Source organism: Dehalobacter sp. TBBPA1, assembly GCF_040931655.1.
Taxonomy (GTDB): Bacteria; Bacillota; Desulfitobacteriia; order Desulfitobacteriales; family Syntrophobotulaceae; genus Dehalobacter; species Dehalobacter restrictus.
In genome coordinates, this window is the sequence record NZ_CP162385.1 from 2,484,002 (window position 1) to 2,496,762 (window position 12,761).

The window sequence follows — 12,761 nt, forward strand, 5'->3', positions numbered from 1 at the left end:
TTAGGCCGCCATTCTTTTTTTACTGCTTAATTATTCTTTCAGAAGATCTTCAAATGCACTGATGAATCCACCCAGGATCGCATCTGCGAATTCGTCATCCATGGTAATTGTCCAGCTGTTATTATTCTTCACAAGATTCACTTCGATTGTGACTGTTGTTGTCTGGTCCTCATTGGCAATGGCGTCAAACAGTAGCTGCTGTATCGCCTGTTCAGCTTCTGCATCACTTAATTGTTCCTCTTCAGGCAATAATCCCTGTTCAATCGCCAATTTCATGACCGCACCGAGATAAGCATCCAAGACGGCAGCGAAATCGGTATTGGTGATCTCCGCTGTCACGGTTGCCGTATCACCGTTTACGGCTGAAGACACAATGTTGTAATCGAGTTTGGCGAAGAAAGAGGCAATATTTTCATCGGTGATCGTGGTGCTGGTCGATTCATCAGAATTCATGAGTCCATCGTAGCTGAAATACCGGTCAACGGTATCCTGATCCAGCGCTTTGATCGCGTTCATCGCGTTGGCAAATGCTTCGGTGGGTTGCTCCAAAACGATACAAGAATAGATCTGATTCAGGACCAATGGCTTCACAACACTGGTACCGCCGACAGAATAAATTTTATTGATTTGTCCTACCTTGCCTGCTAAAAAAGTTTCTACGGAAGGATCAAGGCCATTGCCAACGAGCAGAATGGCTTTTCCCTGTTTTGCAGCTAACGCGGAACCAGCCAAGGCATCGGGGAAATTTAGCCCTGTGGCAACAAAGAGGGCATCCGTCGCTTGACCAAGGCCATTAATAATGTTGACTGCTGTTTCATAACGATTATTTCCGCCATAACGGGTTGGATCCGGAAGTTTGGATTCGACTTGCGCACTGATGACGCCAGTCCCGCCAGTAATAATCGTATCGGTTACTTGCAGCGTAGTTAAAGCTTGGCTTGTCGCTGCTGGTAGAGAATTTGTTTCGGATAACAGAATCGGTACACCGTTTTGCGCTGCCCAGGATGAGATCGCCAAGGCATCCGGGAAATTCTGTGCATAGGCGATAACAGCCTTTTTCGTCAACAGTTTATGATTGTCTTGCAGATATTTGGCAATATTCGCTGAAGTCTCATAACGATTGCCGCCTGTGATACGCTCGACCGTATAGTCCGCAGACAGATCCTCTTCAATCGCTGCGGATACCGCACCGGTACCGCCAAGGATATAGATCGTTTGCGCTTGGAGTCGTTCGATCTCCAACGCAGTGTCAGGAGAGAGTGATTGACTGTTCGTTAAAAGTATCGGGGCATCATAGGCTGCCGCCAGGACAGCACCGGCTAACGCATCTGGAAAATTGTTATCACGGACAAGGATAACGGCATTTGAACCTGCAGTCCATCCCTCCTTGGAGATTTCAATCGCAGTTAGCGTCCTGCTATCCCCTGCAAGTCTTTTATTTTCTACTGCCTGGGCAGCATACGTTTGCAAAGGCATCGCGGGAATTGTGATTGTGAACACCAGTGCCATTGAAAGCAGGAACTTCAGCCAATTTTTTCGAAAGCTCATTCTTTCTTCCTCCTAAAAATAGTAAGTAAGATATCTGGTAGATAACGGATAAGATATAAAAAAATAACACCAAGGAAAATTATATATTAAATCATGTTTTATTTCCTTCTGAAATTACAGGAAAAGATATTAGCAATGTTTGGCAATGAACAAATGAGCATTCGAATAATTTTAATTATTCCAATAAAATATCAAGCATTTTTTTCGTGTTATTAATCTGAATCAATACTGTGAAGCCAAATACTGGTGACATAATTCTCTCCTTCAAAATATTCTTTTACCCACAATTCTGAAGTCTTCTCGGTAAATTTGGTTCAGTTCTAATATATTTGTTAAAATATTAGCCATCAGCTACAGCCGAACGTGCTCAAGAAAAACAATCTTATTTGTCTTTTCATCGAAATAGAATTGAAAACGCTCCGTGCTGTTCTTCATAAATTTAGCCGTATCCCCATCGGTAATCATTTCCCGGATTGCTTGCCAGACCTTTAGCTTACCGTTCCTAATTGCTTTTTTCTCCAGCACATATTGCATGGGTTTGGATAAGGTTTGGCGATGGCTACACTACCATCGGGTTCTGCCTATTCCTGAAACGACCAGCGGCTGACTTCCCCGGTTTGCAGATTGATCCGGGCAAAAGTAGGGGGCTGGGCATTCTCGTCTTCCTCAATATAATAGCCATAGCCGTCCAAATAAAAAAGATATCCGTCGACGAGATACTCGGCTTCATAATCATCACAAGGCCATTTTACCCGGTATGTCCCCCTTTGACCAGTGGGCCCGCCATCCATCGTGTAAAAATAGAGCCAATCACCATACACATAGCTCATACCATCGAGTCCAAACCGGTCCATTTCCAGGAAAGCAAGTTTCACAGCTTTTCCTGCTTTTTGATCGACCCGGAAGACCGACCAGCCTGTGGAAGAAGGAATACCATTCGGACCCCGCTCTTCAGTCACAATGTAGAATTGACCGTTATAACGGGAGCCTCCTCCAAACTGTCCAAGGATAATATTTTCGCCGGTCCGGTTATTCAGCAAATGCTGCGTTTCACCGTCTTCGTAATCCGTATAAATCAGGTAGTCATTGTCGGCAGCAGTGATATAGGTGCGCCCTTGGGCCTGACATTCACTGCGGCTCCCGTCCAAGACCGCCCGGTAAAGGTCCCTGTTACTCAAGTGGGTGTAATAAATCCATTCGTCCTGAATGGAAAAGTAATTGCCGACGTTCTTGATCAAAATCTGGATGTTGGTGCCGTCTTTATTCATCGTACACAAATTTCCGCGCGGGGTCTGGTTAATATCGTCAAAGCCGATCTGATCGGTAAAATAGATCTTATCTTCTGTCAGCCACAGTTGCAGCGAAGAGTTCGTACAGATCTTTTCTGTGTTTCCCTTAAGGTCAACCCGGTAAATACCCCGTCCCAGATAATAGTAGGGCATATAGTAGACGTAGGTGCCGTCAAAGTAGAGCTTATGCACGGAGTGGGTCTTCACCAGTCGCCGTACTGTATTCTTTGCGGTATCCACCATATAGATCCCATCCTGCAGTTCGGCATAATAAATCAGGATGTTGTCGTTCTTGGCGAAAAACTTCCCGCTGTGCATGCTGTCGCTTTTTTCATCCGAGATAGCTGCACTATTCTCACTTGAAGCTCCGGTCTCCTGTAGCCCCGGCGCTATGTCTCCTTGGTTGTCGGTGTTTTCAGTTGCCGGAGATGGTTCAGCAGCACCGGCAGGACCTGTGGAAGACCCAGGCTGCGCAACGCAGCCTGACACCAGCAGAAGGATTAGCGCAAGGCAAACCCACCCATATTTCTTTTTTTTCATCCGGTGCACATTCATCTTATCTCCCCAAAACCTATTATTTTTTATATTTACTCACCTTCGTTGCTGGTTGCCGTACTCGTTACCAATAAATACCTGATTACTGCTTTCATAAACAGGCAGACTATAAGATAAACTCATTTTCATAGGAAGGATATGATCTTGTGGCCTTACTTGGAAACCCATTTGTAGCGAATGTCCCTAAGCAGATGTCCAATGAGGAGTTGGCTCAGGCCCTTCGGGTTGATATTGCAGGGGAGTACGAAGCAATTATCGGCTATGAATCTCATGCTATGGCAACAAATGATGAGAGAGTAAAAAAGGTTCTCCATCATATTGCTGATGAAGAAAGACAACACGTCGGAGAATTAGAACAGTTGCTAGCCATGATTAGTCCAAAGGACTTGACGTCTATAGAAAAGGGAAGACAAGCCGTACAACAACAGCAATCTCAAAATTTTCAGGCCCCTATGCAATAAGGACTTTATTTTAGTAAAATTCTCCAAATAAATTTGTTCTCCTTTATTTTTCCCATGCTATCAGCGCTTGTCATAAAAAAACAGCCTTGTCCCAAGGCTGTCACTTCTTCATATTTCCTCACGTTTTAACTGCTCAATTTTCCACTGGCATTTCCATACGATCTTTAACATCGCTATAGCAATAATCCCAAGTAACACTGTAAAAGCCCCAAAGAGAACCTCGCCGCTTTCAATGGCTGCCATCAACTCCACCAAGAAACAGATGATTTCTATGGCCAAAAAGACGGTGAAAAAACGCTTGATCTTACTGTATTGCATGATTTTGGATTGGGCATCCGTATACATCTCGAATGGCCCATCCGCAGCCTTTTTCCGCAGAAAGACCCATCTGAACCACTGACCGACGACTTCTACGCCGGTATCCTCCATGAAAGATGCATAATCAGCCTTGTCCCCGTCCCATTTATCCAGTAAATCGATCTGATAATTGTACTCACCAGGGTCGCAGGGTTCAAACGTATAAAATCCAAGGAAGAATTTTTTAAAGGCCCATCCTTCCAAAGACATTTTTCTAAGCCAATCCTGTTCGGCATCTTTGTCATAATACCATTTGAATTTTATCATCTTTTAGATCCGCCCCTCATCCATCTTTTTTGCATTCTTGACAAGTTCATTCAGCCTTTGGACTTCGTTATGAAAGACTTCCGCACCCCGGCTCGTCAGAAGATATTCTTTTTTCTTTCTGGATTCCTTATCCTCACTGTATAAACGGATCCACCCTTTTGAAAGCATGGAATTAATCGCCCCGTATAAGGTCCCCGGTCCTAATGTGACTCTGCCGCCGGTCATTTCACTGATATCCTGAATAATCCCATAGCCATGATTCGGTATGCGTACCGCCAATAAGATATAAAACAAGGCTTCTGTCAAAGGTGTATTATTGTCCAAACCAATCATCCTCCGATATATCTTTTAACGATATATAATATATCATCAGCCGATATATCTGTCAATATCTTTTGCCCCCCGAGAAAAAAAATCCCGTGGAACACTTTTCCACGGAAACATGCAGCATTTTTATTAAGCCGCCTGCTTAAAACTGTATTGCAAAGCGAACAGGCCTATAACCTCGCTTCTTCTAATTGTTGATGATCGTTCCGCCGTTGATATGCAGGATTTGCCCCGACATATAGGCGGAATCGGCACTGGCCAGAAAAAGATAGGCAGGAGCAAGCTCCACTGGCTGGCCGGCACGCTGCATCGGGTTCGTACTGCCGAATGTATGGACTTCCTCTGCGCTGAAAGAAGCGGGAATAAGCGGAGTCCAGATCGGGCCGGGGGCTACGCCGTTGACCCTGATGCCCTGTTTGGCTAAGGATTCGGACAAAGACCGCGTAAAAGATACGACTGCACCTTTTGAAGAAGCGTAGTCAATTAAACGGACTTCACCTTGATAGGCGGTAATCGAAGCCGTATTGATAACCGCAGCACCTTTTTGGAGGTAAGGCAATGCGGCGCGGGTCAGGTAAAACATAGCAAAGATGTTTGTCCTGAATGTTCTTTCCAACTGTTCGGAAGTGATATCCAGAATAGAGTTCTGGGGATGCTGCTCCCCGGCATTATTGACCAAAATATCCAGATGACTAAAGGTTTGGACCGTTTCCCGGACTGCTTGATTGCAGAACATTTCGTCGGCGACATCCCCTGCGATCAGGAGGCAGCGACGGCCAAGCTGTTCTATTCTTTCTTTGGTCATTTCAGCATCCTGATGTTCATTGAAATAGATAATCGCCAGGTCGGCTCCTTCTTTGGCATAAAGAATAGCAACGGCCCTGCCGATCCCACTGTCCCCTCCGCTGATCAAGGCAACTTTCCCCCGGAGTTTGCCTCCCGGCTGATAGTTGGGATCCTCAAAGGCAGGACTCGGGTTCATTAATGTTTCCAGTCCGGGCTGAAAATTCTGGTGCTGAGCAGGGAAAGTCGGCTGCGGAATGATTGCTTCTGTCATAACGGTTCTCCTTTGGTTTTTCCTTCATTTTCTCCTAAAAAAGCAGTATTCATTCCGCGAACCGTGCTGCGATCACACCATTCATTAATTTTGCGGGACGCTGCAGTGAAGCAATTGGTTTTTATTTTCTTTTTATATCCCTGATTAACCAGTTAAACAGCGACACGATGAGGGATGTCAAAAAAGCAGCGAAGAAACCGTGAATTCCCAGACCGGGCATCAATGCCGCCGTCAGCATGACCATCCAGGTATTGACGATTAGGATGAATAAGCCGAAAGTGAGCAGGCTAAAAGGAATGGTCAGCAGCAGGATCACAGGCCGGATCAGCAGATTGATTACGCCGAGCAGCAGCCCGGCCCCAAGGAGTGTCAATGGATTACTTACCACAATCCCCGGTACAATATAAGAAGCGATGATTAATGCTAAAACATTAATTAAACATGTCAGTAACCATTTGCGCATGTTCTATTCCCCTTACTAAAATAAATCCACAACAATTTGGATGGTCTCGTTTTCGACCTCAATCATCCTGAATCTGCCCTGGAGACGTAATTCCCGGATGACTCCGTTTACAGCTTGGAGCGCAGAACTGACAGGCATTCCTTCAATATACTGACGCCATGGACCGGCGGTTCGCTTATACCCGTCGGCTCGTTTATTCTCACGGTCCCTTCCTAACAGCCTCAGTATCCATTCTCCTACACAGGCGATATCCTGTAAGGCGTCGATAGTGTCTTCGATGACCCAAACCGTGATAGGAACGCATATCCTGCGGTTTTTATTTTGAATGCTGACCAACAGCAGAAAAGCTCTACGCGGCCGCTTAGTCCACAAATACCTCAACTTTCATCCTTCCTTCGTGCGGATCATCGACATCGACATCTACCAGTTTACCGCCGGAAGATCCTTGTTCTAATTCCTGGATAAGTTCATTCAGAAGGTATTCAAGGTCGATTCCTCTTTTGTCGATTTCACTTTTTGCTTCCGGCGGGATGAAGGCCATCGCCGCATTGGCTAGCTTTGTCACCGATTTAACCAGGTTCATCGGAATATTGACGTTAACTTTCGGCGCTTTCTCCCCTTCTACCCGGACTCGTAAAAAACGGTTCGCAAAAACCGATACGGCAGGACTGACTTCAGGCGCACTTTCCTCGATGGCTTTCAGAAGCTCCATCCCTTCGGCAGCAGTAATTTTACCCTCTTGAATCATTTCCAGGACTTTTAACCTTTCGCTGCTCATGACACCATTCCCTTTCTTATTTCCACTCTTCTTATTTTCCAGCTTTTTTCAGGCGGCTGGCGGCTTCCTGCGAAGTGATTTCTCCACGATCCAGGGCGTCCAGAATCTCCTTGCGGTTTTCTCTTTCCTCCCGCAGATCCGAACCATCCACTTTATACCCCAATGCTTGAATGACGCTGTCCAGACGTCCCCTGACTGTAGGGTAAGAAATTCCCAGTTCCTTTTCCACATCTTTGATGTTACCCCGGCACTTAATAAAAACTTCAATAAATTCAAGCTGGTCGGGAGGAAGCTGACAAAATTTGCATGGGATAAACTGCCCTTCCAGGGTAGTATTGCAGTTCATACAGTTCAGTTTGCTGACATACAGGCTATGTCCGCAAATCGGACACAAACCCGGTGCTTTGTATTGAATTATTTTCACCCCCAAATTGGAACCACTCTAAGATTTTACAAATTAAGAATAGCAGTGAATATTAACTTTGTCAATAATTACGTTAACTATATTAATGAAATGATTAATTATATTAATATAGTTGATTGTTATGCCTATAATTTATCACTATAATTTATCCTTTATAAATTATAGAAATTGCTTAAGGCGAGAAAAAGCCGCGATGAAGGATCATATACGACTTCATCAGCGGCTTATAGTTAGTTTTTGCCCTTGTTACCAACGGACAGCATTGAGGATGAAGAAAGCTATCCGATAAACCTGTCCAGCAATACGTCCTCAACATTTCTTCTTCCGTCGATTACTGCAAGTATCCATACTTTATTTTCTTCAATCTTATAAATCAGCCGCCATGGAGGGATTATTAATTCCCGATAAATCAAAATTCCGAAATAATTCAATTCCGGAACAATCCTTCCCTGGAGGGGTAATAGGTATAAATTTTCGGATTTTTTTTTGATGTCTGTATAGACCTTTCCCGCATTGATTGTACTGTCGATCGCAATATACTCTATTATTTTTTTTAAATCCTGCTGAGCGGTTTTGGTCCAAAAAACCTGATATTTTTTAATATTCATCGTTGCTCGTCCTGCTCAAGAAGATGATGATCCATACTCAAAAAAAGTCATCCTGAGATAAAGCATTTCCGTTAACGATGTCACTTTCCCCTTGCGTCAACAATTTTAGCAGCCCAAGCGTATTTTTCATTTTTTCGTAAGATTCCGTATCCAATAAAACGGCTTTGGCTTCTCCATTTTGGGTTACATAAACCGGCCTGCGGGACTCGTTCACTTGATTCAGTACCTCAGCTGCATTGGCTTTAATATAAGAAATCGGCCGAATATCATCCTTAATGCTCATAGAAACGAATCACCTCCTGCACAAATATAGTACTAAATTTAGTCCGGTTAGTCAAGAAATCTTAATCAGTAGCCGAACAAACAGCTTTATTTCCTTTTCTAATAAGTCAAAACGGGCATAATTTTCTGATGTTGTTTATTTCCCTAACTCAAAAAGAACACCGCCAATATTGGTATACAGCCGTTTGTCGTTTGTAAGATGGCTTCCTTTGCTGGCTGGACTGTTAGGGCTTAGTTTGAAATCCCCAAAAAGCCCTGCCTAATCCATAAAAACTCAATGGCCATCATTCCTCTTTACTTCTTTATAGAACCGATTACCGGTTTCCGGTTCATAATAGACTTTAAATTTCTTACCATTAACTGGATCGATAAAAACCTCATCCGTAGCCATATACCCTTTGGGTATATCGTTTCCATGATTCTTTCGATAGCGTTTATCCCAAATAAACCATGAACAGAAGGCAATGATAAGAAATATCCCCACTTCCAATAATATATAGATTTCAGCCGTTATTCTCATTTTAAGCTTCTTTCTCCACCACAACCGCGGTTCCAAAGGCTACAATCTCGCTCATGGTCTGTCCAATTTCGCTGGAATCAAACCTCATCATCACCACAGCGTTTGCTCCCATCGCCTGGGCATTCTTGACCATACGGTCTATCGCCTGTTTACGGGTATCTTCAAGCAGGGCGGTATATTCATGGATTTCCCCGCCGATAAGACTGCGCAGCCCAGCTATGATATTCCCGCCCAATCCCCGGCTGCGAACAACGAGACCGAACACCTGTCCTTTAACATCCGTTACTTTGTAACCTTTGATATTTTCGGTCGTAACGATTAACATACTGTCACTCCCTTTTTATTTTTATTTTACAGATCTTGTAGCCAGCTTACAATTATTTTTGCAATTTTTGACTCAATCCATTCTATTAATAAACAGCTGTTCCAGATATCTGCTAAAAATGCCAACCGGAACACCTGCCGTTAAAATGATATTTCCTCTGTTTTATGGTATTCTAGGATTATTGCACATCATTAATCCTCAAAGGAGTTCCTTTCATGGCCTTATTCAACGTCACAGAAAGGGAGATTCAAGCCCTTGCCTCCAACCGAAAATCTTACGAGCTCGGTGTCATTTATGCGCAGAGCCGGAAAGTAAGCAACTTTAATTTTGACCCTGAGCAAAGGGCCATCAAAGCGATTGTCGCCGGCAATTGGCACTACGATGTCCGTATTGTGTTAAATCAAAGCGGGACCGTGAGCTCCGCTCATTGCACTTGTCCGGCCTACGCCGAATATCCCGGGGCCTGTAAACATGTCGTCGCAGTTTTAAAAACTGCACGGCAAAAACTTTCTGCCATACAGTCTTCATTTTCGGATTCCATCAAGGCCGGCAGTGAGTTCATGACCTTCATCTCCGACCGCAAGCAGGAGAATCCGCTGGAAGAGCTGAACCTCGAGGTGGGACTTCAGCTCAGTACGGTTTTTCGCAAAATAAGTGCCCAGCTCCAGCTGAAAGTAGGCCTAAAACGTCCTTATGTCGTTAAAAACTTAAAGGATTTTTTACTTGCCGTAAAAAATGAGCATTCTCTTGGGGCAAAATTCACCTATGATCCGGCCCGTCACAAATTCAAAGAAACTGACGCGCCTTTGATCGCCATGCTCCAGGATATGCTGGCCCAATATGAAGCTTTCCAGGAAATCAGGAATGTCTCCAATTTTGCCTATACAGCTTCTCCGTTCAGTCAAAAACCGTTTGTACTCAGCACTTACTATTTGAGCAAATTATTGGATGCGCTGGGATCAAAGCCTTTTTCCCTGCATGCCGGTTTTGCCAACGACTATGAAACAACCGAATTTCTGACTGTAAATATCAGACGGAAGGATATCCCGCTAGACTTTTCCGTTGAGGCCGAAGAACAAAATATCCTTCTGTTGCTGCAAAATGAACTGCCTGTCCCGTTAACCGCAGATGGGAGATATTATCTTTACAACCGGCAGATTTATCAGGTCTCTCAGGAGCAAACGGAATTCCTGCCCAACCTGCTCAAAGCCCTGAACGGCAAGCAGCGTCCAGGCATTCTGTTTACTGCGGCGCAAAAAGACCGGTTTGCTTCAGAAGCCCTCCCGTTGATGCAAAAAATCGCGACAGTCCGCGTAGAGCCAACACTTGCAGATAGATTTATCCGTGAGGATTTGCAGCCGAAGATCTATTTTGACCGGGCCGGAGAAAACGGAGTTACAGCCCGCCTGGAATTTCATTACGGGGAGATCTCGATTAATCCGTTTTCTTCACGCGGGGGCTTCCGGACTGCGCCAGGTGATGATCAAATCCTGATCCGGAATCTTGAGCAGGAAAGAAAGATCCTGAATATCTTTGAACAGGCTGATTTTATCGTATCTGAAGGCAAAATCAGTCTGGAGGATGACGAGAAGATCTTTGATTTTACCGTCAAGGGATTTCCGGAGCTTCAAGATTTGGCGGAAACCTACTATTCCGATGATTTCCGATTGAAAATTCAAACTTCCGCCACCTTTTCCGGCCGGATTCGTCTGGATGAATCCCTGGATATGCTGGAAGTCTCTTTTACCTGCGGTGATATTGATCCGGGGGAATTAGCTGATATCTTTCAATCCCTGCAGATGAAGAAGAAATACTACCGCCTGCGTGACGGCTCATTTCTTGATTTGCAGCAGCATGACCTGGAAGCCATGAGCAAACTTCTCGATCACCTGGATCTGAAGGGGCAGGATTTAACCAACCAAACGCTTCACCTCCCGAAGTTCCGGGCCCTGTACATTGACAGCTTCCTCAGGCAGGCCGAACTTTCTGGAATCCAACGCAATAAAGCTTTCAAACAACTGGTCCAAAGCATCCTGGAACCCCAGGACGGGGAATATGATCCTCCACTGCCGCTGCAGCAGGTGCTGCGTGATTACCAGAAAACAGGTTTTAAATGGCTGAAGACGCTTGCTTCCTATGGTCTGGGCGGTATCCTTGCCGATGACATGGGTCTCGGCAAAACCCTGCAGGTTTTAGCCTTCGTTCTATCGGAAAAGCTCACTGCCGCCCAAAATCCCTCCTCTTTATTACCGTTTTTAGTCATCGCGCCGACTTCCCTGGTCTACAACTGGCAAAGTGAAGCAGAGAAATTTACGCCTGACCTTCATGTGCTCGTCATCGATGGGCAGCCTGCCGAGAGGCAGGAACAAATCAGCCGGATTGCGCCAGCTGATCTTGTTGTCGTTTCTTATGCCGTACTGCGCCGTGATATTGAGCAATTTTCCAAGTTGGCATTCTCCTATTGTTTTTTGGATGAGGCCCAAAACATCAAGAATCCGCAAACCCTCAATGCCAAGTCTGTCCAGAAAATTCAAGCCAAAGGATATTTTGCTCTAACCGGAACACCCATTGAAAATTCCCTGTCGGAGCTCTGGTCCATCTTTCATTTCATTATGCCCGGCTATCTGCCTAGCCACCAGGAATTTCACAAGAAATACGCCCTGCCCGTGTCGAAAGGAGACACGGAATCTCTTCAGGAATTGAGCAGGCAAATCAAGCCGTTCATCCTGCGCAGACTGAAAGTTGATGTCCTAAAAGAACTGCCTCCCAAAATCGAAACGGAGATCAAAGCAGCTTTGACAGATGAGCAACGAAAAATCTACCTGGCCTACCTCCAGCAAACGAAACGTCAGATTGCTGAGGAGCTGGCTGTCTCAGGTTTTGCCAAAAGCCAGATTAAAATACTGGCAGCCTTAACCCGCTTGCGGCAAATCTGCTCCCACCCGGCAATGTTTATTGAAAATTATACGGGGGGAAGCGGCAAGATGCTGTTGTTTCAGGAGATTTTGACAGAATCGCTGGACGCCGGCCATCGGATTCTGGTCTTTTCCCAGTTTACTTCGATGCTGGATCTGATTCAGAACGACCTTAATCAACATAAGATCACGCACTTTTACCTGAGCGGTTCTACCAAGGCTCTGGAAAGAACTCAAATGGCCCAAGCCTTCAATGACGGTCAAGGCAAGGTCTTTCTTATTTCTTTAAGAGCAGGTGGGACGGGCCTTAACCTGACGGGCGCCGATACTGTCATTCATTTTGACCCCTGGTGGAATCCGGCCGTTGAAGACCAGGCTACGGACCGCGCGCACCGGATCGGGCAAAATAATTCGGTCCAGGTCATCAAGCTTTTGACCCAAGGGACCATCGAAGAAAAAGTCAACGCCTTGCAGGCCAAGAAGAAAAAGCTGATCGATTCCGTCATCCAGCCCGGAGAAACGATGTTGTCCAAGCTAACAGAACAGGAGCTCAATGCGCTGTTTGATTTTGACTAATAACTCTCT

The 12,761-nt window shown here is 45.1% G+C and carries 16 protein-coding genes; 2 read left to right on the forward strand and 14 right to left on the reverse strand.

Annotated elements, in window-relative coordinates; translation table 11 throughout:
- Positions 1 to 30: 30 nt before the first annotated feature.
- From AB3489_RS12220 to AB3489_RS12230, 3 genes are all read right to left on the reverse strand, one after another.
- The gene (locus AB3489_RS12220; RefSeq protein WP_368293122.1) at positions 31 to 1,548 is read right to left on the reverse strand and encodes a cell wall-binding repeat-containing protein; all 1,518 of its coding nucleotides are present in this window, start codon (positions 1,546 to 1,548) and stop codon (positions 31 to 33) included.
- Between the two features lie 351 nt (positions 1,549 to 1,899).
- Positions 1,900 to 2,082 (reverse strand): hypothetical protein, encoded by a 183-nt coding sequence (locus tag AB3489_RS12225; protein WP_019225689.1) that lies wholly within the window; start codon positions 2,080 to 2,082, stop codon positions 1,900 to 1,902.
- 47 nt (positions 2,083 to 2,129) lie between these two features.
- Positions 2,130 to 3,377 (reverse strand): DUF5050 domain-containing protein, encoded by a 1,248-nt coding sequence (locus tag AB3489_RS12230; RefSeq protein ID WP_368293123.1) that lies wholly within the window; start codon positions 3,375 to 3,377, stop codon positions 2,130 to 2,132.
- 161 nt (positions 3,378 to 3,538) lie between these two features.
- On the opposite strand from AB3489_RS12230, the gene AB3489_RS12235 reads away from it, so the two are divergent.
- Positions 3,539 to 3,853, forward strand: coding sequence for a demethoxyubiquinone hydroxylase family protein (locus AB3489_RS12235; RefSeq protein WP_019225691.1), 315 nt, complete (start codon positions 3,539 to 3,541; stop codon positions 3,851 to 3,853).
- A gap of 108 nt (positions 3,854 to 3,961) precedes the next feature.
- Here AB3489_RS12235 and AB3489_RS12240 read toward each other — a convergent pair whose 3' ends face one another.
- The 11 genes from AB3489_RS12240 to AB3489_RS12290 all read right to left on the reverse strand — a co-directional run bounded on the left by AB3489_RS12240 (position 3,962) and on the right by AB3489_RS12290 (position 9,261).
- Complete coding sequence (locus AB3489_RS12240) at positions 3,962 to 4,477, reverse strand: DUF2812 domain-containing protein (RefSeq protein WP_368293124.1); 516 nt, start codon at positions 4,475 to 4,477, stop codon at positions 3,962 to 3,964.
- Positions 4,478 to 4,480: 3 nt separating this feature from the next.
- Positions 4,481 to 4,801, reverse strand: a complete 321-nt coding sequence (locus tag AB3489_RS12245; protein WP_368293125.1) for a PadR family transcriptional regulator — start codon at positions 4,799 to 4,801, stop codon at positions 4,481 to 4,483.
- A 190-nt stretch (positions 4,802 to 4,991) separates the two neighbouring features.
- Positions 4,992 to 5,861, reverse strand: coding sequence for an SDR family oxidoreductase (locus AB3489_RS12250; protein ID WP_368293126.1), 870 nt, complete (start codon positions 5,859 to 5,861; stop codon positions 4,992 to 4,994).
- A 121-nt stretch (positions 5,862 to 5,982) separates the two neighbouring features.
- On the reverse strand, positions 5,983 to 6,324 hold the full coding sequence (locus AB3489_RS12255) for a phage holin family protein (RefSeq protein ID WP_368293127.1): 342 nt from the start codon (positions 6,322 to 6,324) through the stop codon (positions 5,983 to 5,985).
- Positions 6,325 to 6,339: 15 nt separating this feature from the next.
- On the reverse strand, positions 6,340 to 6,705 hold the full coding sequence (locus AB3489_RS12260) for a hypothetical protein (protein ID WP_368293128.1): 366 nt from the start codon (positions 6,703 to 6,705) through the stop codon (positions 6,340 to 6,342).
- Positions 6,686 to 7,102 carry a hypothetical protein gene (locus AB3489_RS12265; protein ID WP_026071858.1) on the reverse strand — a complete coding sequence of 139 codons (417 nt, stop codon included), beginning with the start codon at positions 7,100 to 7,102 and terminating at the stop codon, positions 6,686 to 6,688. Before AB3489_RS12265 ends, AB3489_RS12260 begins: the two co-directional genes overlap by 20 nt.
- Before the next feature lie 31 nt (positions 7,103 to 7,133).
- Complete coding sequence (locus tag AB3489_RS12270; RefSeq protein ID WP_026071859.1) at positions 7,134 to 7,517, reverse strand: DUF2089 domain-containing protein; 384 nt, start codon at positions 7,515 to 7,517, stop codon at positions 7,134 to 7,136.
- 287 nt (positions 7,518 to 7,804) lie between these two features.
- Positions 7,805 to 8,134 carry a type II toxin-antitoxin system RelE/ParE family toxin gene (locus tag AB3489_RS12275; RefSeq protein WP_368293129.1) on the reverse strand — a complete coding sequence of 110 codons (330 nt, stop codon included), beginning with the start codon at positions 8,132 to 8,134 and terminating at the stop codon, positions 7,805 to 7,807.
- Between the two features lie 37 nt (positions 8,135 to 8,171).
- A complete protein-coding gene (locus AB3489_RS12280) occupies positions 8,172 to 8,417 on the reverse strand; it encodes a type II toxin-antitoxin system Phd/YefM family antitoxin (RefSeq protein WP_368293130.1) in 246 nt (81 codons plus the stop codon).
- Between the two features lie 273 nt (positions 8,418 to 8,690).
- Positions 8,691 to 8,936 carry a hypothetical protein gene (locus tag AB3489_RS12285; protein ID WP_019225703.1) on the reverse strand — a complete coding sequence of 82 codons (246 nt, stop codon included), beginning with the start codon at positions 8,934 to 8,936 and terminating at the stop codon, positions 8,691 to 8,693.
- A gap of 1 nt (position 8,937) precedes the next feature.
- Positions 8,938 to 9,261, reverse strand: a complete 324-nt coding sequence (locus AB3489_RS12290; RefSeq protein WP_015044541.1) for a heavy metal-binding domain-containing protein — start codon at positions 9,259 to 9,261, stop codon at positions 8,938 to 8,940.
- Between the two features lie 215 nt (positions 9,262 to 9,476).
- On the opposite strand from AB3489_RS12290, the gene AB3489_RS12295 reads away from it, so the two are divergent.
- The gene (locus tag AB3489_RS12295) at positions 9,477 to 12,752 is read left to right on the forward strand and encodes an SNF2 helicase associated domain-containing protein (protein ID WP_368293131.1); all 3,276 of its coding nucleotides are present in this window, start codon (positions 9,477 to 9,479) and stop codon (positions 12,750 to 12,752) included.
- Positions 12,753 to 12,761: the final 9 nt, after the last annotated feature.

Bases quoted from the DNA above. Each gene is read 5' to 3' on its own strand.
- AB3489_RS12295 (WP_368293131.1), top strand. From the start codon at position 9,477: ATGGCCTTATTCAACGTCACAGAAAGGGAGATTCAAGCCCTTGCCTCC.
- AB3489_RS12225 (WP_019225689.1), bottom strand. From the start codon at position 2,082: ATGCAATATGTGCTGGAGAAAAAAGCAATTAGGAACGGTAAGCTAAAG.
- AB3489_RS12230 (WP_368293123.1), bottom strand. From the start codon at position 3,377: ATGAAAAAAAAGAAATATGGGTGGGTTTGCCTTGCGCTAATCCTTCTG.
- AB3489_RS12275 (WP_368293129.1), bottom strand. From the start codon at position 8,134: ATGAATATTAAAAAATATCAGGTTTTTTGGACCAAAACCGCTCAGCAG.
- AB3489_RS12255 (WP_368293127.1), bottom strand. From the start codon at position 6,324: ATGCGCAAATGGTTACTGACATGTTTAATTAATGTTTTAGCATTAATC.
- AB3489_RS12290 (WP_015044541.1), bottom strand. From the start codon at position 9,261: ATGTTAATCGTTACGACCGAAAATATCAAAGGTTACAAAGTAACGGAT.
- AB3489_RS12240 (WP_368293124.1), bottom strand. From the start codon at position 4,477: ATGATAAAATTCAAATGGTATTATGACAAAGATGCCGAACAGGATTGG.
- AB3489_RS12250 (WP_368293126.1), bottom strand. From the start codon at position 5,861: ATGACAGAAGCAATCATTCCGCAGCCGACTTTCCCTGCTCAGCACCAG.
- AB3489_RS12220 (WP_368293122.1), bottom strand. From the start codon at position 1,548: ATGAGCTTTCGAAAAAATTGGCTGAAGTTCCTGCTTTCAATGGCACTG.
- AB3489_RS12280 (WP_368293130.1), bottom strand. From the start codon at position 8,417: ATGAGCATTAAGGATGATATTCGGCCGATTTCTTATATTAAAGCCAAT.
- AB3489_RS12265 (WP_026071858.1), bottom strand. From the start codon at position 7,102: ATGAGCAGCGAAAGGTTAAAAGTCCTGGAAATGATTCAAGAGGGTAAA.
- AB3489_RS12285 (WP_019225703.1), bottom strand. From the start codon at position 8,936: ATGAGAATAACGGCTGAAATCTATATATTATTGGAAGTGGGGATATTT.